Origin of the sequence: Bradyrhizobium sp. SZCCHNS3052 (genome assembly GCF_032484495.1) — a bacterium.
Classification (GTDB): domain Bacteria; phylum Pseudomonadota; class Alphaproteobacteria; order Rhizobiales; family Xanthobacteraceae; genus Bradyrhizobium.
In genome coordinates this window covers 267,633-285,772 of sequence record NZ_JAUETB010000002.1, presented here as the reverse complement: position 1 = coordinate 285,772, position 18,140 = coordinate 267,633, and the positions used below count along the sequence as shown (strand labels likewise).

Genomic DNA, 18,140 nt, shown 5'->3' with positions numbered 1-18,140 from the left:
ACGGTCCTCGCAACACTTCCAAAAAGCCGCGCTCTGCGCGGCTTTTTTTGGTCTGGCGCCCAATCGCAGCCAAGCGCCGGGATCACCCTCCCCTGGAGGGGGAGGGTCGCCTCACGAGGAGCGCAGCGACACGTGAGGCGGGGTGGGGTGATCTCTCCGCTCGCACCGGCGCCCGCTGAGAGATCACCCCACCCCGCTCGCCCGCTTCGCGGGCGAGCGACCCTCCCCCTCCAGGGGAGGGTGAGACCTGCTTTGCGACATCATCTGATCCACAATCTCAAACAGCGTTCAGGCTGAGACGAGCATCCACGCTCTCGCGACGCAGTCCGCGCCCTGAACGGCTTTCCTTCATTGAAGCCCAATCGCAGCCGAGGACTGGTTCACCCTCCCCTGGAGGGGGAGGGTCGCCTCACGAGGAGCGAAGCGACACGTGAGGCGGGGTGGGGTGATCTCTCCTCTGGCACCGGTGCGCGTGGAGAGATCACCCCACCCCGCTCGCCCGCTTTGCGCGCGAGCGACCCTCCACCTCCAGGGGAGGGTGGGCACCGCCCTTGCGGCTACACTGATCCACAATCTCAAACAGCGTTCAGGCTGAGACGAGCACCCACCTTCTCGCGACGCATTCCGCGCCCGAGTGATGCTCTAACTCTCGCCCTCTCCAGATGGAGGGCGCAGGGAAGGCCGGGCGCTGGCCGCGCCCGTGGCCCGCCTGCAGAAAAAAAGCAGGCGGCAGTCACCACAGGTCTGGCCGAACACACCCGGCCCTCCCCGCGCGATGGTTTTAACAGGCTATAGCGCGCTCTTCCTGGTGCACCGGGCTTTCTGGCCACCATCCGCTGCGCAAAGCGAAGCTTTGTCGCAACGTTGATACTAGCGTCGGAGTATCAGAACCACACGCCTTCACCGTCCGCGAGGCAAACGTTCGTCCGTGCTCATCACACGCCGCCGCCCCGCGTCCACCGCTCCCCGCTGCCAACGTCCGTGACGACCGCGAACCGTCCCCTACCGTGCAACGGGATGGCGAGGACGATAATGCTGATTTGGGGGAGCATCCAAGCGATTTATGTTTATCGGAACGACTTGACTCGATTCTGTAAAGACGAATTGATTTGCCCGTCGGGTCACCCCGCCGAATTCCCCGAGTTGGAAGACCATGGCAGAGATGCTGATCGCGGCAAAATCTACGAATAGAGGCTTCCCGCAGCGGCCGTGCCTACTAGCGCGCTCTGCGGCTCGTTCTCACCTTGAGTATCCGCGTCGCCTCCTTGGCCAAGGTCGGCACGTGTAGAAACTCTTGCAGGGCATCATCGACGAGCGACAGACGCGAGCGCGTCAGCGCATCGAGCAAGAGGCCCCTGCAATCGCCGAGGCTCGAATCGCGAACAAGCGCGATCAGCTCCGGCATCACTTCATCGTCGGCGCTGTTCGCAAGGGCGACGGCAAGCCCCTGTTCTGTCCGGCTTCCTCGCGCGGCCTTCAAGTAGTGATCGGCGAGGATGTGCCAGGCGAAACGCAGCTCCGGATCGGCAAGCGCGCGGGCAATACCGTCGCGGATCGCGTCGGGATAGGGACGGTCCAGATGGGCAAGCAGGATCGGAAAGGACCGCGGCCAACGCCGCCGATCGTTGACGAGGTCCCAGATCGACGAGACCGGGATGCCGGCCGATCTGAGATCGGCCACCAATGGTGCTTCCGCCAGCGCACTCTGTGCCCGCTTCTCCGCGAACACGCGCTCGCGCTCCCGCTCTGCGGCCAGCCACGCGGGGTCGGCATGCAATCGCTTTAATAGCTCGTCGGCGGTGACTGGTTTGTCCTTCAAGAGACATCCACCTCGATAGGCCCGCCTGCCAGCAAAGCTGGGCGCCCCAACGGCGGGGCGCTTGTCTAGCCTGACTTGGCAGCAGGCGTAGGGCGGATTAGCCGAAGGCGTAATCCGCCGTCCCTCCGCGGAGAAGAAGCGGCGGATTACGCTCCGCTAATCCGCCCTACGCCGTCCATCACCGAAACGCCGATACCACGATCGCTCCCACGATCGCCACCGTCAGCGTGTACTTCGCCGCATAATACACCGTCCTGTTCCACGCCTTCACCTTCCGTGTCGCCAAGTGAAACTCATACAGCTTGCCGAACACCTTGTTCAGCACGCCGACGTGCTCGCCCTCGACGTTCTGCGTCGCCGAGGCCTTGACGATGTGGTGGCTGACCCAGCGGTTGATGGCGGCGATGAAGCCGAGCTTCATCGGGCGCTCGACGTCGCAGAACAGGATGATGCGGTTGACGTCGGTGGCGTTCTCGGCGCTGTGGATGAAGGTCTCGTCGAACATGAAGGCCTCGCCGTCGCGCCAGACGCAGGGCACGCCGTCGACCAGGATGCGGCACTTGTCGGAGTTCGGCGTGACAAGCCCCAGATGATAGCGCAGCGAGCCGGCGAAGGGATCGCGGTGGGCGCCGAGCTTGCCGCCGGGCGGCAGCATCGCGAACATCGCGCCGTGCACGTTCGGGATGGCGTTCAGCAGCTCGACCGTCTTCGGACACAGCGTACGCGCCGACGGCAGGAAGTCGTCGTACCATTTCAGATAGAAGCGCTTCCAGCCGCTCTTGAAGAACGAGTAGAAGCCCCAGTCGTTGTTGGCGGCGGCGGCGCGGATGAAGCCCTCGTCGAACAGGCGTACCGCCTCCTCGCGGATGGTCTGCCAGTTATCGGTGAGCGTCTTCAGCTCGGGAAACCGCTCAACCGGGATCACCGGCGTGTTGGGCACGGCCGAGCCGGCATACATCAGCACGTTGTAGGGGGCGAGATAGGTGGAGTGGTCGCCGAGCTGGCGGGCGAAGCGCAGCCGCTGCTTGCCGCGGAAGTGGACGTAGATGGTGGCCCCGATCAGGATGTAGAGGCCGATGAGCTGTGGCGCGAAGAGCTGTCTGAGCATGTCCGGGACCCATGATCCGGCCGCTCAGAGCGTGTTGCGCAGATGTGTCGCCTTCTGGGCGAGATCGAAGGGGTGCTCTGATGCCGGCCAAGCGCCTCAATTTAGCCGCAAGCGCGACCGGCCGCATCCCTTCGCACGAGGGTTGTGAACGGGAATCGGGGTTGAAAGTTCTGCGGCGTGACCCGGCTGCAACAGCCGCCGGCCCCGGCTCGCGATCGCGCTAAGCCCGCGTCAGCTCCTGCAGGCCCTTGAAGGTCAGCCGCTTGGGGTCGCGGACGCCGGCGAGATACATGCGGCGGATGAAGGCGACCACCGCGTCGCGGTCGCAGCCGGTGAGAACGACGATGGCATCCACCGCGGTCTTCTGGGCCTCCATGGGACTGGTCCTCCTGGCAATGCACCCGGCAACGCAAGCTTTCACGATGCCGATTAACATCGCGTTAACCGTGCGGACGGCCGCCGGTTCCCATGCCGCGATTCCTGCCGCCGCTCCATACGCGAAACCGCGCAGGCCGGAGCGGCCGCCGTCGAGCGCCGCAGGAGCGCCGCCGTCACACCAGGAAGAAGTCCTCCGGCGCCCCGATCAGGCGGTCATCGCCGTGGACCACGAGCTTCCGCCGCATCGGGCGCACCGGCGGCGTGATGACCCGCCGTTCGAGCTCGTTGGCGCCTGGCAACTGGTCGACGAAGCGGACGGCGAAGCCATCGGGGAAATGCCTGATGACACGGCCGATGCAACTGCCCACCGCCAGCGGCGTGCCGATCTCCGGCTGGATCTCCGCCGAGACCGCGGCGCCCGACATCGAGGCATCGATCACGAAGCACGGGATGCAGCTGCCGTCGGCGAGCGTCAGCGCCGAATGCGGCGAGTTCGGCACGAAGCGCGCGTCGCGGCGGGAATCGCGGATCGACGGATCCTTCTGCTTCTTCTCCAGCCAGACCAGCTTCTCGGCGAGCTTGGCGCGCTCGGCGCGCGTCATCTCCAGCTCGAGCAGAAAGCCGCCATGCACGGTGTCGCTGATCTCGCCTTCGAACTTGCCGAAGTCACGGAAATACGAGGTCAGGCGATCGCCGACCTTGCCGACCACGGGCACCTCGAGCAGCGCGCGGAACGGCGACACCCGCGTGGTGCGGCAGGCGAAAGACCGCAGCCGTCCTTCAGGGGAATACCAGTTCGGAAGCGTGTAGGACCCGACCGTCTGAATCCTGACCGCGCGCTGCTTCAGGAATCGAGCAACCGACATTGCACGTCTCCCCCCGAACCCATGCTGTCCCCGACGATGGCCCGGCCGACGCCGCGGCACGATATGCCTGTTACAATTTCTGCGTGCATTTTCGGTCGAACTAAATCGAATTGGGCAAAGCCGCCATGCCCGGACCGTGCGCGCAAATTGTTGAGGAAATCTGAATCCGAGACGGAAATCCCGCTCAACGGAATCGTATGTCCAACCCGTTTCCGCTTTCTAAAAATGCCGGCCCGTCGGACTACGGTGCGGCGCGGCACTTGTTCGTCGCGGGCACGAGCGGCTGATCGCATCAGCCGCGGCGCCATCGCGCCACGACGCACACCGTCTCACGATGAGCGTGCGTTCGCGTCCAACGTGATTAGTCAATGATTCATCCTAACGCGCGACCACCGAGGCGCGGCTGCAACTCACAATTTCATTCAATCTGGTGAGCAACTATCAGCGCGCGCAACCGCGCTGCGAGCAAACAGCTAACACATTCGCGTCGTTTCGCTATTTGCTTGCTAACAACCTGTTCACCACTTGCGCAATCGGTCCGCACGGCAGCTGCTGCAGCCCATGCCGTTCAATTTCGCTTATACTATTGCCGCTTAGTCGTAAGTGAGGGGGACGGCTGTCAGTCGGCTCGCGCGTCGCCCCGGGCGTATGAGTAAGCAGAGTAGTCACGCGTATGATGACCGCACGCATCGTGGTGTTAACCATCGCTCTCGGCGCGGGCGGCGTTGCGGCCTATCTGGTCAGCAATTCCGACGGCCAGCGGCAGACGCCGGCGGCCCCGGTCGTGCAATTGCCGACGGTCGAGGTGCTGGTCGCCAAGACCGACATCGGGCTCGGACAGGCGATCAAGCCCGGCGACCTGATCTGGCAGACCTGGCCCGAGGCCGCGAGCAACATCTTCATCCGGCGCGGCGACCGTCCCGAGGCGGCCAATCAGCTGGTCGGCACCATCGCCCGTTCGCCGTTCGTGATCGGCGAGCCGATCCGCGAGCAGAAGCTGGTGAAGGCGGACGGCTCCGGCTTCATGGCGGCGATCCTGCCCGCGGGCATGCGCGCGATCTCCACCGAGATCTCACCCGAGACCGGCGCGGGCGGCTTCATCCTGCCGAACGACCGCGTCGACGTCATCCTGTCGAAGCGCGACAAGAACCCTGACAAGCCCGGCGCCGCCGATTTCGTCAGCTCCGAGATCATTCTCTCCAACGTCCGCGTGCTCGCGATCGATCAGGCGCCGAAGGAGAAGGAAGGCCAGAACACCGTCGTCGGCAAGACGGTGACGCTCGAGCTCAGGCCCGAGCAGGCCGAGACCCTGGCGCGCGCGCGACAGGCCGGCTCGCTGGCGCTGGCGCTGCGCAGCATCGCCGACGTGAACGCCGCCGACGGCAACAAGACCGAGGCGCAGCAACAGCAGCAGCAGATGGCGCGACGGGGCAGCGCCATCGAGATCATTCGCTATGGGATCACGAGCTCGCTGACGGCGCAGAAGTGACCGAAAGGACGAGGAAGATGATGGGTGGGCATCAACGCGCAAAGTTCGGGACGTGGGTCGTCCGCGCGCTATCGACATCGGCCGTGATCGGGCTTGCGCTCAATCCGGCGCTGACGCCGGTGAAGGCGGCCGACGACAGGCTGGAGACGCCGGTGGTTTCGGTCGGCTCGTCGAAGGTGCGCTTCCTCTCGCTCGGCATCGGCAAGTCGGTGGTCGTCGACTTCCCGCAGGACGTCAAGGACGTGCTGGTCGCCGATCCCAAGGTCGCCAACGCGGTCGTCCGTTCGGCCCGGCGCGCCTACATCATCGGCGCCGCAGTCGGCCAGACCAACGTCGTGTTCTTCGACGGCGAGGGACAGCAGGTCGCCGCCTATGACATCGCGATCAAGCGCGATCTCAACGGCGTGCGCCAGGCGCTGAGCCAGAGCATTCCCGGCGTCAAGATCGACGGCGTCGGCGAAGGCGTGATCCTGACCGGATCGGTGTCGAGCCCGGTCGAGGCGCAGCAGGCCGGCGAGATCGCCGCACGCCTGGTCGGCGGTGCCGACAAGGTGGTCAACTCGATCGTCGTGCGCGGCCGCGATCAGGTGATGCTGAAGGTCAACGTGTCGGAGGTCCGGCGCGAGATCGTCAAGCAGCTCGGCATCGATCTCAGCGCCAGCCTGAACTACGGCACCGCGGTGGTGAACTTCAACAACACCAACCCGTTCACCGCCTATGGCAAGTCGCTGGTCGGCCCCAACGGCCTTTCCGCCACCGGCGGCGGCTTGTCGTCGGTCTCGGCGACGCTGCGCGCCATGGAGACGGCCGGTGTCGTCAAGACGCTCGCCGAGCCAAACCTGACCGCGATCTCCGGCGAATCCGCGACCTTCATCGCGGGCGGCGAATTCCCGATTCCCGGCGGCTATTCCTGCGATCCCACCACGCGGGTCTGCAGCACGTCGATCACCTACAAGAAGTTCGGCATCTCGCTCAACTTCACGCCCGTCGTGCTCGGCGAAGGCCGCATCAGCCTCCGGGTGATGACGGAGGTGTCGGAGCTGTCGAACGACAACGCGATCACGGTCTCCTATGCGCTGACCTCGGCCTCGACCTCGTCGGTGACGATCCCCGCGATCCGCACCCGCCGCGCCGAGACCACGGTCGAGATCCCCTCCGGTGGCTCGATGGCGATGGCCGGCCTGATCCAGAACCAGACCAAGCAGGCGATCAACGGCCTGCCCGGGCTCAACCAGCTGCCGGTGCTCGGCCAGCTGTTCCGCAGCCAGGACTACGTCAACAACGAGACCGAGCTGATGGTGCTGGTGACGCCCTATGTCGTGCGCGCCGTCGCCCAGAAGGAGCTGTCGCGTCCGGACGACGGCTTCGCGCCGGCCACCGACTCGGAGTCGGCGCTGCTCGGCCGCATGAACCGGCTGTACGGCATCGCCGCCAGGGTCGACGCGGCCACGGGGCAGCCGGCCGGCTTCGGCTTCATCATCGACTGAGATTGCGGGACGACGGGGCACGGGGGAACGATCATGTCGGCAACATCCATACCAGACGGCAGGCGCGCGCTGCGCCGGATCGTCGCCATCGCGGGGCTGGCGCTCACGCTGGGCGCCTGCAACACCACCACCGGTGAGGTCGTCGCGACGATCCCGGACGACTACAAGATCCGCCATCCGATCGCGATCGAGGAAGGCCGGCAGTCGACCGTCGTCTTCATCGGCAGCGGCCGCGGCGGCCTGACCTACCAGCAGCGCGTGGATGTCGCGGGGCTCGCGCGCTCATGGCTGCGCGAAGGCACCGGCGGGATCATGGCGGAGGTGCCGACGGGCACGTCGAATGCGCGCGCCGCGGCCGACGCCTACCGCGAGATCCGCGCCGTGCTGACCGCCGGCGGCGTTCCCTCGCACGCGATCACCCTGCGCAACACCATGCCCGACGATCCGCGGCAGCTCGCCGTCATCCGGCTGAGCTATCCGAAGATCGCCGCCGTCGCCGGTCCCTGCGGGCTGTGGCCCGACGACCTCGGGCCGAACATCAGCAATCCCGGCTACAGCAGCAACCAGCACTATCAGAATTTCGGCTGCGCCACGCAGCGCAACCTCGCTGCGATGATCGACAACCCGGCCGATCTCGAGCAGCCGCGCTCGGAGATGGCCGCCTACACGCCGCGCCGCTCCGCCCTGTTCGAGAAGTACCGCAAGGGCGAGTCGACGGCGGTGGCGTATCCGGAGTCCGACAAGGCCAAGCTCAGCGATACAGGCAAATGATCAACGCGTCCCGTCAGAGCCAGGATGAGCAGCCCGGCCCCACCGGCCCGGCCCTCGACGATCACATCGCGCCGGTCCCGCGCGTCTCGGTGCAGGCATTCTGCGAAACCGACCAGACCTCGGCCGCGATCCTCGCCGCGAGCCAGGACCGCCGGCTCGGCAAGGCGCACATCACGATCAAGGCGGGCGGCATGCCGCGCGCCATCGAGACCTATCATTCGCAGCCGACGCCGAACGTCATCGTGATCGAGACCAGGCCCGGCGGCGACATTCTCGGCGGCCTCGACGATCTCGCCAGCGTCTGCGATCCCGGCACCCGCGTGGTGCTGATCGGCAGCCCGTCCGACGGCGTCGCCTATCGCGAGCTGGTCCGGCGCGGCGTCAACGACTACGTGCTCGGCCCGGTCGAGACCATCGACGTGATCCGCTCGGTCTGCAGCCTGTTCTCGGCCTCAGAGGCCGTCATCACCGGCCGCATCATCGCCGTGGTCGGCGCCAAGGGCGGCGTCGGCGCCTCCACCGTCGCCCACAACGTCGCCTGGAGCATGGCGCGCGACCTGACGCTGGATTCGGTCGTGATCGATCTCGACATGGCGTTCGGCACCGCGGGGCTGGACTACAACCAGGATCCGCTGCAGGGCATCGCCAACGCCGTGTTCCAGCCGGACCGGCCGGATACGGCGCTGATGGAGCGCCTGCTCGCCAAATGCACCGAAAATCTCAACCTGCTCGCCGCGCCCGCGACGCTCGACCGCGTCTATGATTTCGGCGCCGACGCATTCGACGCGATCTTCGACACCCTGCGCATGACCCAGCAATGCATCGTGCTCGACGTGCCGCACCAATGGTCGGCCTGGACGCGGCATGCGCTGATCAATGCCGACGACATCCTGGTGGTCGCCGAGCCCGATCTGGCGAACCTGCGCAACGCCAAGAACCTGCTCGGCGTGCTCAAGGCCTCGCGTCCCAACGACCGGCCGCCGCTGTACTGCCTGAACCAGGTCGGCATGCCCAAGCGGCCGGAGATCGACCTGAAGCGGTTCGCCAAGACCGTCGAGGCCGAGCCGGTCGCGGTCATCCCGTTCGACTGCAAGCTGTTCGGCACCGCCGCCAACAACGGCCAGATGATCGCGGAGATATCGGGGCTGAGCCGCACGCCAAAACTGTTCCAGGACATCGCGAACCGGCTCACCGGCCGGATCGACCACAAACCGCAGCGCGGCTCGCTGCTGGCGCCGATCGCGAAACTGCTCGGCGCGAAATAGCGCCTGAGATCATGATGCGATTCCAGGGACTCGCATCATGATCTCATCTCCTTGTTTGAGCATGATCTCCGCGCAAACGCCGTTGGCGTTTGTCGCGAGGGAAAACCGGTTTCCACTTTCCGGATCATGCTCTAGTCGTCGGACCGGCTGAGTGCCCGCGCCAGCGCCTTGTCGGGCTCGCCGGCCACCGGACGGTCGCGGCGCGGCGACAGCTCGCGCTGCGCGATCTTGCGGCGCTCCAGGATACGCTTGACATAGGCGACGCTGGCGCTGGCCTGCTCCGGCGGCAGCCCCGAACGCGCGATGCTCTCGGCCTCGCTCATCCGGCCCTGCAGGCCGACGATGACGGCGAGATTGGTCCGGACCCGCGGGCTGGCGTCGGGGTGCGCGCTGGCCTTGCGCAACTGCTCCTCGGCCTTCGGCAGTTCGTTCGAGAGCGCATAGGAGAGACCGAGATTGGACAGCACGGAAGGATCGTCAGGGGCGATCTTCAGCGCCGTCATGTAGTATTGCCGGGCCTCCTCGTTGCGCCCCATCTGGTCGAGCGTGGCGCCCTGCGCCGACAGGATGCGCCAGTCGGGATCCTCGGGCGAATGCGCGCGGCTGAGCACGTCGAACGCCTGCTGGAAATTGCCGTTGTCGGCGAGCGCGCGGCCAAAGGCCGCCAGCAGCGCCTTGTTGCCGGGATTGGCGATCGTCGCCTGCTCGAGCACGGCGACCGCCTGCGAGCGCTGGCCGGTGCCGCGCAGGGCGCTGCCATAGCGCAGCGCCACCTCGGGATCGTTGGGATTGGCGCGGAAGCGCTCGCGGAGCTGGTCGATCTCGGCGCGCGGGTCGGCGGCGGCCGCGCGGCTCTTTTCGGGATTGCCGCCCAGTGCCCCCGTGACCTCGCTGAGATCGGTGGTCTGGCAGGCGCCGAGACCGAGCAGCACGGCCGTGAACGACAGCGCGAACGCGGCCGGCCGGAGCAGAGGGAGAGAGCGAAGGGGCCGCGTACGCATGCAACTGAACTACTTCGGGACCAGATGATCTGCACGCTGGCAGATTAACCCTAAGGTCCCGTTAAGCGGGCGCGGCCGGCCCGCCTCAATCGATGAATTCGGCGCCGAACTCGCAGCCTATGCGCCAGGCCAGCCGGCACTTGCGCTGGTGGTCGGGCGCGAAGACGATGGTGAACTGCGGGGGAATCTCGACGAATTCGGCGATCACCTTGACGCCGCCGTCGGAAATATCCGTGACCGTGCAGTCCCGCGGCAGGCTGCCGTTGCCATAGTGAATCTTCGCGATCCTCCTGCACAGCCGACGTTCACTCTTGCGACGGTTCGCCAACATCAACATTTCGACGTCTCACCCACTCAATCGTCCAATCCGGAGACCTCGTTTGTAGCGAGGAAACCTTGGGATCTGGCTAGCGCCAAGCCCGGAAATCCGGCGACCGGATTTGGGTTTCGTTTACCCTCTGCATCCCTCAGCGGACCGGCAGCAGCACGCCGTCGAAATACGCCGACAGCCTCCCGACGTCGTCGAGCGGCAGGACGTCGGCGACATACTGATCGGGCCGCACGATCACGATGCAGCCCGCGGCGCGATCGATGCCGCGCATCGCAAAGATGTCCTGGCCGCTCTTCAGATCGGCACAGAACATCTTCTCGTAGTCGATAAGACCGTAACGGCCCTTCCGCGGCAGCAGCAGCTCCGGCATTCGTTCGAGCGCGAGTTCGCGATGCCCCTGCTGGAACACCGCGCGCAGATCGATCACGGAGTCGATGTCGGCGCCCACCTGGGTGTGGCGGCGCACGGGCGAGGCCGAATCCTCGCTGAGGAATGTGCACAGGCGGCGGATCGCGGACCCCGGCGCGGCCGGATCCTCCGCGGCCGCGAAAGCGAAGATGCGGAAGCGGCCGTCGGCTTGCACGACATGTCCGAGCTGCGCCGGCTTGGCGTCGCCGAGCCGGATGACCGGCGCCGAGTGAAAGCGCTTGCCGATGACGAAGCCGGTGGCGAGCGGCTGGAAGGTGTCGTCGCCGGTGAGGACGGAGGGCCGATAGTGCGTGGCGGTGCCCGCCGTGTAGCGGCCGTGACGGACGAAATAGTCCTGCGTCCTGGCCGCATCGGCGCCGCCCTGCTTGGCGGCGGAGGCAAGAATTCCTGACCATTCGCGATCGAAATCGATCAGCTCCTGGGCGATGGCCCGCCGTTCGGCCGAATAGCTGTGCAGGAGCTGCGGCGCGCAACGCCTGCCCAGCACGGCGGCGAGCTTCCAGCCGAGATTGAACGTGTCCTGCATCGACACGTTCATGCCCTGCCCCGCCTTCGGGCTGTGGGTGTGGCAGGCGTCACCGGCGATGAAGACGCGCGGCAGCCGCGTTGCGACCTCGGCCTCCGGCACGTCGTCGAACTTGTCGGTGATGCGCTGGCCGATCTCGTAGACCGACCACCACGCGACCTCCTTCACCTCAAGCGTATAGGGCGCGAGAATGCGCTGCGCCTTGGCGATCACCTCGTCGACGGTGATGTTGCGCCCGGCCACGCGCTCGCCGACCTCGAGCTTGGCGAGCTCGACATACAGCCGGACGAGATAGCCGCCCTCGCGCGGGATCACCAGCAGGCTGCCGTCCTTGGCGGACTGGATCAGCGACTTGAAGCGGATGTCGGGAAAGTCGGTCACGGCGAGCACGTCCATGACGCCCCAGGCGTGGTTGGCGGAATCCCCGTGCAGCTCGCGGCCGATCGCCTTGCGCACGACGCTGCGCGCGCCATCACAGCCGACGACGTAGCGCGCGCGCACCGTCTCCACCTGGCCTTCATGCTCCGGATCAATGCGATCGAAGCTGACTGTCACGCCGTGCGCGTCGATGCCCGCGGCCGGATCGATCCGCAGATCACGCAGTCGCCGCGCGTAGTGCGGCTCGAGCTTCGCGGCCGAACGGCGCATCACGTCCAGGAAGAAATCGTGGACCCGAGCCTGGTTGAGCACGACATGCGGCATCTCCGACAGGCCGTCCTCGACGTCCTGCACGCGACCGCTGCGCGCGATATGCTTGCTGTCTTGGTCGCTCGGCTTCCAGAACGTGGTCTCGTTGATCCAGCACGCTTCCCTCAGCACTTTCTCGGCAAAACCATAGGCCTGGAACATCTCCATGGTGCGGCAGGCGATGCCGTCAGCCTGACCGAGCAGCAGCCGGCCCGGCTTCTGCTCGACGATGCAGGTCCTGATGTCCGGAAAAGCGGAAAGCTGGGCAGCGAGGTTCAACCCGGCGGGGCCACAGCCGACGATGAGGACATCGGCCTCGGGCGGCAGCGGGCCGGTCGCGCCGGCGCTCGCGACACGTTCGGCCGCGTCGAAGATCTCGGGATCGCCCGGCTGGAAGCCGTTGAGATGAAACTGCACGTGACCACCCTCCCTCGCCATTCTTATTGATCAGTATGCTGATCATCAGTATGCTTGTCAAGCTGGTGACAGGAGATTCGAATTGACCGAGATGCGGGACATGCCGGGGCACCTGGCGCGCCGGTTTCAGCAGATCGCCGTGGCGGTGTTCCTGGCGGAGGTGGAAGCCGCCGGCTTCGACCTGACGCCGGTGCAATATGCGGCACTGGCGGCGATCGCGGCCAACCCGGCCATCGACCAGATCACGCTGGCCGGCCTGATCGCCTATGACCGCACCACGATCACCGGCGTGATCGACCGGCTCGCACAGAAGGGCCTCGTCGTCCGCCGTGCGAGCGCGCGCGACCGCCGGTCACGGGAGCTGTTGATCACCGACGAGGGGAGAAGGACGCTGGAGGCGATCACGCCGGCGGTCGAGGCGGCGCAGCGGCTGATGGTGCGCGGCCTCAGCGAGGCCGAGGCGAAGGAGTTGATCCGCCTCATGCAGAAGGCGATCGCCGCCGGCAACGATCTCAGCCGCGCGCCGCTGCGGGAGGGGGCGGCGGAGCGGTGATGGAGGGCATTGCATTCGGACATGGGGGCGCACGCCGAAAGTGCCTTTCACCCCGGGCGAACTGCGACCTAGTTGCTCATGGTCGGGCTTGTCCCCGACATCCATCTCGTGGTTGCCCGGCATGTCGGCGTGGATGGGCGGGACAAGGCCGGCCATGACGCCGTGGAGAGATCTCGACGCAGACTCACACCACGTTGCCGATTCCCCCTGCCCTCATGAATACCGCATCACGCCGTCGTCGACCTTGCCGAAGCGCAGCGAGACGATATCCAGCGCGTAGTTCTGGTACAGCCGCCACGGCCGCTTGGAGCCCTGCTTCGGCAGGTCGGCGACCGCGCGCTGCACATAGCCGGAGCTGAAGCTCAGCGACGGCAGCGGCGTAACGGTGGAATCGTCATTGTGCGGCACGCATTGGCGATAGCCGTGCCGGTCCATGTAGTTCAGGAGACGGCAGACATATTCGCAAGTGAGGTCGCATTTCAGCGTCCAGGACGCGTTGGTGTAGCCGAGCGTCGCCGCCAGATTCGGCACGTCGGAATACATCATGCCCTTGTAGTTGAGCGTCTTGGCGAAATCGACGGTGCGGCCATCCACGACGACCTCGATGCCGCCGAGCACCTGCAGCACCAGCCCGGTCGCGGTGACCACGATATCGGCCTCGATTTCGCGGCCGTCGGTGAGGCGCAAGCCGCGCTCGGTGAAGGTCTCGATCCCGGCCGTCACCACCGAGGCGCGCTGCTCGCGAATGGTCTTGAACAGGTCGCCATCCGGCACCAGGCACAACCGCTGGTCCCACGGGTTGTAGCGCGGCGTGAAATGGGTGGCGACGTCGTAATCGGGACCCAGCGCGGCGCGCACCCCGCCCAGGATCAGCTGCTTGACCCGCTGCGGCTTGCGCCGGCTGAGCTGGAAGAAGTACATCCCGAACAGCACGTTGCGCCAGCGGATCAGGTGATAGGCGAGGCCAGCGGGCAGATGCCGGCGCAGCTTGTTGGCAAGCGCATCCTGCGCCGGGCGCGACACCACATAGGTCGGTGAGCGCTGCAGCATCGTCACATGCGCGGCGGACTTGGCCATCGCCGGCACCAATGTGACCGCGGTCGCGCCGGAGCCGATCACGACGACGCGCTTGCCGGCATAGTCGAGATCCTCCGGCCACGCCTGCGGATGCACGATGCGGCCCTTGAAATCGGCCATGCCCTTGAAGTCCGGCAGATAGCCCGACTCGTAGCGGTAGTAGCCGGAGCACATGAACAGGAAGCCGCAGGTCATCCGCACGGTCTCGACCGTGCCCTGCTCCGTCCGGCGCTCGGCCTCGACGGTCCAGCGTGCGTCCGCGCTCGACCACGACGCGCGCCGGACCCGATGGTTGAACCGGATGTGGCGGTCGATGCCGTTATCGGTCGCGGTGTCCTGGACGTATTTCAGGATCTGCGGCCCGTCGGCGATCGCCTTCGGATCGGTCCACGGCTTGAACGAATAGCCCAGCGTGTACATGTCGCTGTCGGAGCGGATGCCGGGATAGCGGAACAGGTCCCATGTGCCGCCGATCGCGCCCCGCCCCTCCAGGATCGCGAAGCGCTTGCCCGGGCACTTGTGCTGCAGATGATAGGCGGCGGCGATGCCGGACAGCCCGGCGCCGACGATCAGCACGTCGACATGCTCTGTTGACATGAGGTGTTCCTGGCGTTTCCTGGTGCGGCTTTCTTGCTCTGGCTGCGGACAGTCGCAACCCGGCTCGTCGCTGTCAAATCGCCGGCGCATTCGTCGTCGGTCAACCCTCCTCCGCTATCAGCGGGAAACACCCTCGATACGGATCTGGTGATGAACGCTCCCCACCCGCGCGACGACAGGCCCGGCGACAGCGACAGCCGGGACGGCAGTGGTGCGCCGTCGCAGCGCATCGCCCTGGGCTTTTCGCTGTTCGCAATCGGGCTCGCAGCCTGGTCGCTCTTCCCGAGCTTTCCGGCCGGCCAGCTGATCGCGGTCGTCACCGTCATCCCGCTGGTGGCGCTCATCCTCACCTTGCGCTTTCCCGGGCGGTTCCGCATCGGCCTCGGCTCCGGCTACGGCGCCAATCTCGGCACCGGTTGCATCGTGGCGGCCGGCACGCTCGCCGCGCGCACGCTGTCGGACATCAATCTCGTCGACTGGCTGCCGCTGACAGCCTTCGCGACCGCGGTCGCGATCATTTTCCTCATCGTCGCCGCGCGGTTCGAAACCCAGCTCCGCCGCCGCGGCTGGCGGCTGCTGCTCGCCGCTCTCTTCGTCGCCGCCTATGCGTTCGGGACGCTTGGCCAGTTCAACACCGCACTCGACCGCTCGGCGCCGGCGCTGCTGCGCAGCCGTGTGCTCGCCAAGCATCTCGGCCACAGCCGGCTCGCCACGCATCAGGTGACGCTCGAGCCGTGGGGCCCGTTCGCGCGAGCCACCGATGCACATGTTGCGCAGGCGCTGTACGAAAGGTTGCAGCCGGGCGACACCGTGTGCCTGCGCCTGGGCGATGGCGCGTTTCGCATGGCGTGGTTCACGGTGGCCGCATGCCGTTGAGACCCGGCGCTGCGGCCGAGACAGGAACGGCCATTTGCGCAGCGCGGCGATGCTGCGTATCGTCGTAGCTTCGTGGCCCGCATGAGCGCAGCGATATGCGGGGCCTCACGCGCCGTCTCGATGAACCCGGACGTCGCTCCGCTCATCCGGGCGATGCGATTGCGAGCCGTTCTGCATGACCGACTTCCTGCCCCGCCCTTTCGCTGTCGATCGTCCCGACGTGCTGGAGCTCGACATCACCGCGCTCGACGCGCGACCCGGCGCGGTGCTGGTGGCGCGCTCGCCGTTCTATCCCGGCGGTGGCGGACAATTGCCGGACCGCGGCACGATCACGTGGAACGGGATCGTCCGCGTCGTCACCGGGTTCGAGCCGACCGCCGACGGCATCTGGCACCTGATCGGTGATGACGCCATCCCGGACGGGGCGATCGAACTGCACGTCGATCCGGCGTTCCGGCAGCGCATGAGCGAGCAGCACACGGTGGCGCATCTCGTCAACAGCGCCGTCTACACCCTGTTCGACGGCGCGCTGCTGACCGGCGTCCGCATGACCGAGACCGACGAGTTCAGCGTCGACTTCGACCTGCCCAAGTTGGCGCCGGAGCAGCTGCGCGCGGTGGAGGACGCGGTCAACGCGGCGATCTCGGACGATCGCCCGGTACGCGCCTTCGACATGCCCTATGACGACGCGCAGGCGACCGCGGGCCTGTTTCGCGCCAAATCGGTCGCCCCGCCGCGCCAGGCCGACGGCCTGATCCGCATCGTCGACATCGACGGCCTCGACCGCCAGGCCTGCGGCGGCACGCACCTGGTCTCGACGGCGCAGGCGCGGCGGATCCGCATTCTCAAGGTCGACAACAAGGGCCGGCAGAACCGGCGGTTGAGGATCGGATTCGTCACGGCTTGAGAATCGCGCGGCTCGCGATGAAACGGCCGGCGTCGCAATGCACATTGTCAAACGCGTATATCATCGCTCGACGTCCGATACGATTGTAACGCAGGCGCGTCCGTGATCCCATGGAAGCTCACGTCTTCCTTGCGTTCCGCAACGTCTCCGAGGGCAACTCACCCATCATCTGGCGGTACTCGCTGGCAAAGCGGCCCAGATTGCCAAAGCCGCATTTGAAGGCGATCGACACGACGCTTGTGTTGGCATCGGGCCGTCGCAGAAGTTCAGATGCCCGCTGAAGTCGGACGCGCTTGGCAAACTGGCCGGGTGATCCGCGTCCCGACTCCGAGAACTCGCGGAAAATCGACCGGACGCTGACCCCCGCGATCGCGGCAATCTTCTCGAGGTCCAGAGGCTCGTCCCAATGTGCCTCGATATAGGACTCGACGGTATCGACAACCATACGGTTGACTCGCTGGGGCGCATTCAGCAGGCGGCTGCTAAAGCTGTGCCGATTTGCAAGCAGCAGCCGGATCATCAAGCTCCGCTCGAGCTCTGCGATGGCTATCGGCGAGTAGTCCGCTCCGAACATCTGCAACTCACCGGCAAGCCTGAAAACGTCCTGGCGGACGAGAGCCATGACAGCAGGATCGGTTGGGCCTTCGTCAAAGGTCAGATTCGTATCTCTGTCATCGCCGAGCATGGCTCTCAACAGCTGGTGCAAAGGCGCGCTTTCGACCCTGACCACCAGTTGGCAGTAGCCGGCAGGAAATTCGAGATCCAGTCTTGAATCCCCGGATATCAGGGGACTCCAGGCGACGATCGCCTGGTGGCCTCGCGCAGTCCTGTATCCGGCAGTGCCCTGGATCGAGAAGAACTGTCTGTAGATCGTCGATTCCGGAAACGACACCGACGCCGCGCCCGCATATGAGCAGAACGCCAGCCCCGCGGTGCTGAGCCGCGCAAGATTGGCCTCGATGCCGAAGCTGGAGTCGGAGCTGTCGAAACGATCGACGGCGTAGATGCTGAACAAGCGATCGCGCGCGAACTCGCGATCACGCGAGCGAAACAGCGGATATCGATCGAGATATGAGATTTGACCCAAACAGCTCCTCCGCCCGATCGGCATCACCACCTGGTCAACCCTCGTGCAATCGTCAGGCGCGTGAGCACAAGGCCGTGCGTTAGGACACGTGGCAAGCACGAATTTCGTTCAGTTCCACAGTTCGGACAACGTCCCGGCGCAAGGGGGCGTACGATTTTCGCGGTGATAACCGAACACCCCGTATTGTTACGGACAGAATGCTGCCTCGCGGGGCTGGCCGTGGTCTGCGCCGGGTCGTCCAATGGCTCGCTCGGAACAACGGCGTACCAAGCGGCCAAATGCGATGGGTATCGGGGTCATCGGAGCGGCAGCATACGGCCGATCTGTCGGGGATCGGACAAATACTTGGATAATTCGATTCAACTACGATCCGCTCACTCTGGACCAGAGTCGGGCCTCGCGGCGGCGTTTGGCCCCAGCGAACCAAGGTCCTGGAAATCGACAGACGTGCATGTGCCGAAACCCCGGC

16 protein-coding genes are annotated in these 18,140 nt (G+C 66.0%); 7 read left to right on the top strand and 9 right to left on the bottom strand.

The window, feature by feature from the left end; translation table 11 throughout:
* Window positions 1-1,216: 1,216 nt before the first annotated feature.
* The 4 genes from QX073_RS09540 to QX073_RS09525 all read right to left on the bottom strand — a co-directional run bounded on the left by QX073_RS09540 (window position 1,217) and on the right by QX073_RS09525 (window position 4,171).
* The gene (locus QX073_RS09540; RefSeq protein ID WP_316225659.1) at window positions 1,217-1,819 is read right to left on the bottom strand and encodes a hypothetical protein; all 603 of its coding nucleotides are present in this window, start codon (window positions 1,817-1,819) and stop codon (window positions 1,217-1,219) included.
* 178 nt (window positions 1,820-1,997) lie between these two features.
* Window positions 1,998-2,927 carry an aspartyl/asparaginyl beta-hydroxylase domain-containing protein gene (locus QX073_RS09535; protein WP_316225658.1) on the bottom strand — a complete coding sequence of 310 codons (930 nt, stop codon included), beginning with the start codon at window positions 2,925-2,927 and terminating at the stop codon, window positions 1,998-2,000.
* A 220-nt stretch (window positions 2,928-3,147) separates the two neighbouring features.
* Window positions 3,148-3,303, bottom strand: a complete 156-nt coding sequence (locus tag QX073_RS09530; RefSeq protein WP_316201824.1) for a hypothetical protein — start codon at window positions 3,301-3,303, stop codon at window positions 3,148-3,150.
* A 175-nt stretch (window positions 3,304-3,478) separates the two neighbouring features.
* The gene (locus QX073_RS09525; protein WP_316186981.1) at window positions 3,479-4,171 is read right to left on the bottom strand and encodes a PilZ domain-containing protein; all 693 of its coding nucleotides are present in this window, start codon (window positions 4,169-4,171) and stop codon (window positions 3,479-3,481) included.
* A 673-nt stretch (window positions 4,172-4,844) separates the two neighbouring features.
* Between QX073_RS09525 and cpaB the strand changes: the two genes are divergently transcribed.
* From cpaB to QX073_RS09505, 4 genes are read left to right on the top strand one after another with little or no spacing between them, the layout of a single operon-like run.
* Window positions 4,845-5,660 carry a Flp pilus assembly protein CpaB gene (gene cpaB, locus QX073_RS09520; RefSeq protein ID WP_316166163.1) on the top strand — a complete coding sequence of 272 codons (816 nt, stop codon included), beginning with the start codon at window positions 4,845-4,847 and terminating at the stop codon, window positions 5,658-5,660.
* Between the two features lie 17 nt (window positions 5,661-5,677).
* Window positions 5,678-7,147, top strand: a complete 1,470-nt coding sequence (locus tag QX073_RS09515; RefSeq protein WP_315712866.1) for a type II and III secretion system protein family protein — start codon at window positions 5,678-5,680, stop codon at window positions 7,145-7,147.
* 33 nt (window positions 7,148-7,180) lie between these two features.
* Complete coding sequence (locus QX073_RS09510) at window positions 7,181-7,918, top strand: CpaD family pilus assembly protein (protein ID WP_315753616.1); 738 nt, start codon at window positions 7,181-7,183, stop codon at window positions 7,916-7,918.
* Window positions 7,915-9,183 carry a CpaE family protein gene (locus QX073_RS09505; RefSeq protein ID WP_315712868.1) on the top strand — a complete coding sequence of 423 codons (1,269 nt, stop codon included), beginning with the start codon at window positions 7,915-7,917 and terminating at the stop codon, window positions 9,181-9,183. The genes QX073_RS09510 and QX073_RS09505 overlap by 4 nt, the downstream gene beginning before the upstream one ends.
* A 131-nt stretch (window positions 9,184-9,314) precedes the next feature.
* On the opposite strand, the gene QX073_RS09500 is transcribed toward QX073_RS09505, so the two are convergent.
* The 3 genes from QX073_RS09500 to QX073_RS09490 all read right to left on the bottom strand — a co-directional run bounded on the left by QX073_RS09500 (window position 9,315) and on the right by QX073_RS09490 (window position 12,574).
* Window positions 9,315-10,184: a tetratricopeptide repeat protein gene (locus tag QX073_RS09500; RefSeq protein ID WP_315712870.1), complete on the bottom strand. Its 870-nt coding sequence runs from the start codon at window positions 10,182-10,184 to the stop codon at window positions 9,315-9,317.
* A gap of 85 nt (window positions 10,185-10,269) precedes the next feature.
* A complete protein-coding gene (locus tag QX073_RS09495; RefSeq protein ID WP_315712872.1) occupies window positions 10,270-10,515 on the bottom strand; it encodes a PilZ domain-containing protein in 246 nt (81 codons plus the stop codon).
* Window positions 10,516-10,651: 136 nt separating this feature from the next.
* Window positions 10,652-12,574, bottom strand: a complete 1,923-nt coding sequence (locus tag QX073_RS09490) for an FAD-binding monooxygenase (RefSeq protein ID WP_316225657.1) — start codon at window positions 12,572-12,574, stop codon at window positions 10,652-10,654.
* Window positions 12,575-12,674: 100 nt separating this feature from the next.
* Here QX073_RS09490 and QX073_RS09485 point away from each other — a divergent pair, with 100 nt between their 5' ends.
* A complete protein-coding gene (locus tag QX073_RS09485; RefSeq protein ID WP_315753628.1) occupies window positions 12,675-13,127 on the top strand; it encodes a MarR family winged helix-turn-helix transcriptional regulator in 453 nt (150 codons plus the stop codon).
* Between the two features lie 213 nt (window positions 13,128-13,340).
* Here QX073_RS09485 and QX073_RS09480 read toward each other — a convergent pair whose 3' ends face one another.
* Complete coding sequence (locus tag QX073_RS09480; protein WP_410052364.1) at window positions 13,341-14,891, bottom strand: flavin-containing monooxygenase; 1,551 nt, start codon at window positions 14,889-14,891, stop codon at window positions 13,341-13,343.
* Window positions 14,892-14,951: 60 nt separating this feature from the next.
* Between QX073_RS09480 and QX073_RS09475 the strand changes: the two genes are divergently transcribed.
* A complete protein-coding gene (locus QX073_RS09475; protein WP_316225656.1) occupies window positions 14,952-15,677 on the top strand; it encodes a hypothetical protein in 726 nt (241 codons plus the stop codon).
* Between the two features lie 175 nt (window positions 15,678-15,852).
* The gene (locus tag QX073_RS09470; protein ID WP_315825096.1) at window positions 15,853-16,584 is read left to right on the top strand and encodes an alanyl-tRNA editing protein; all 732 of its coding nucleotides are present in this window, start codon (window positions 15,853-15,855) and stop codon (window positions 16,582-16,584) included.
* A 118-nt stretch (window positions 16,585-16,702) separates the two neighbouring features.
* Here the strand turns inward: QX073_RS09470 and QX073_RS09465 are convergent, their stop codons facing one another.
* Window positions 16,703-17,695: an AraC family transcriptional regulator gene (locus QX073_RS09465; protein WP_315825458.1), complete on the bottom strand. Its 993-nt coding sequence runs from the start codon at window positions 17,693-17,695 to the stop codon at window positions 16,703-16,705.
* Window positions 17,696-18,140: the final 445 nt, after the last annotated feature.

Bases quoted from the DNA above. Each gene is read 5' to 3' on its own strand.
- QX073_RS09470 (WP_315825096.1), top strand. From the start codon at position 15,853: ATGACCGACTTCCTGCCCCGCCCTTTCGCTGTCGATCGTCCCGACGTG.
- QX073_RS09525 (WP_316186981.1), bottom strand. From the start codon at position 4,171: ATGTCGGTTGCTCGATTCCTGAAGCAGCGCGCGGTCAGGATTCAGACG.
- QX073_RS09475 (WP_316225656.1), top strand. From the start codon at position 14,952: ATGAACGCTCCCCACCCGCGCGACGACAGGCCCGGCGACAGCGACAGC.
- QX073_RS09530 (WP_316201824.1), bottom strand. From the start codon at position 3,303: ATGGAGGCCCAGAAGACCGCGGTGGATGCCATCGTCGTTCTCACCGGC.
- QX073_RS09480 (WP_410052364.1), bottom strand. From the start codon at position 14,891: ATGCGCCGGCGATTTGACAGCGACGAGCCGGGTTGCGACTGTCCGCAG.
- QX073_RS09465 (WP_315825458.1), bottom strand. From the start codon at position 17,695: ATGCCGATCGGGCGGAGGAGCTGTTTGGGTCAAATCTCATATCTCGAT.
- QX073_RS09515 (WP_315712866.1), top strand. From the start codon at position 5,678: ATGATGGGTGGGCATCAACGCGCAAAGTTCGGGACGTGGGTCGTCCGC.
- QX073_RS09495 (WP_315712872.1), bottom strand. From the start codon at position 10,515: ATGTTGGCGAACCGTCGCAAGAGTGAACGTCGGCTGTGCAGGAGGATC.
- QX073_RS09505 (WP_315712868.1), top strand. From the start codon at position 7,915: ATGATCAACGCGTCCCGTCAGAGCCAGGATGAGCAGCCCGGCCCCACC.
- QX073_RS09510 (WP_315753616.1), top strand. From the start codon at position 7,181: ATGTCGGCAACATCCATACCAGACGGCAGGCGCGCGCTGCGCCGGATC.
- QX073_RS09500 (WP_315712870.1), bottom strand. From the start codon at position 10,184: ATGCGTACGCGGCCCCTTCGCTCTCTCCCTCTGCTCCGGCCGGCCGCG.
- cpaB (WP_316166163.1), top strand. From the start codon at position 4,845: ATGATGACCGCACGCATCGTGGTGTTAACCATCGCTCTCGGCGCGGGC.
- QX073_RS09485 (WP_315753628.1), top strand. From the start codon at position 12,675: ATGCCGGGGCACCTGGCGCGCCGGTTTCAGCAGATCGCCGTGGCGGTG.
- QX073_RS09535 (WP_316225658.1), bottom strand. From the start codon at position 2,927: ATGCTCAGACAGCTCTTCGCGCCACAGCTCATCGGCCTCTACATCCTG.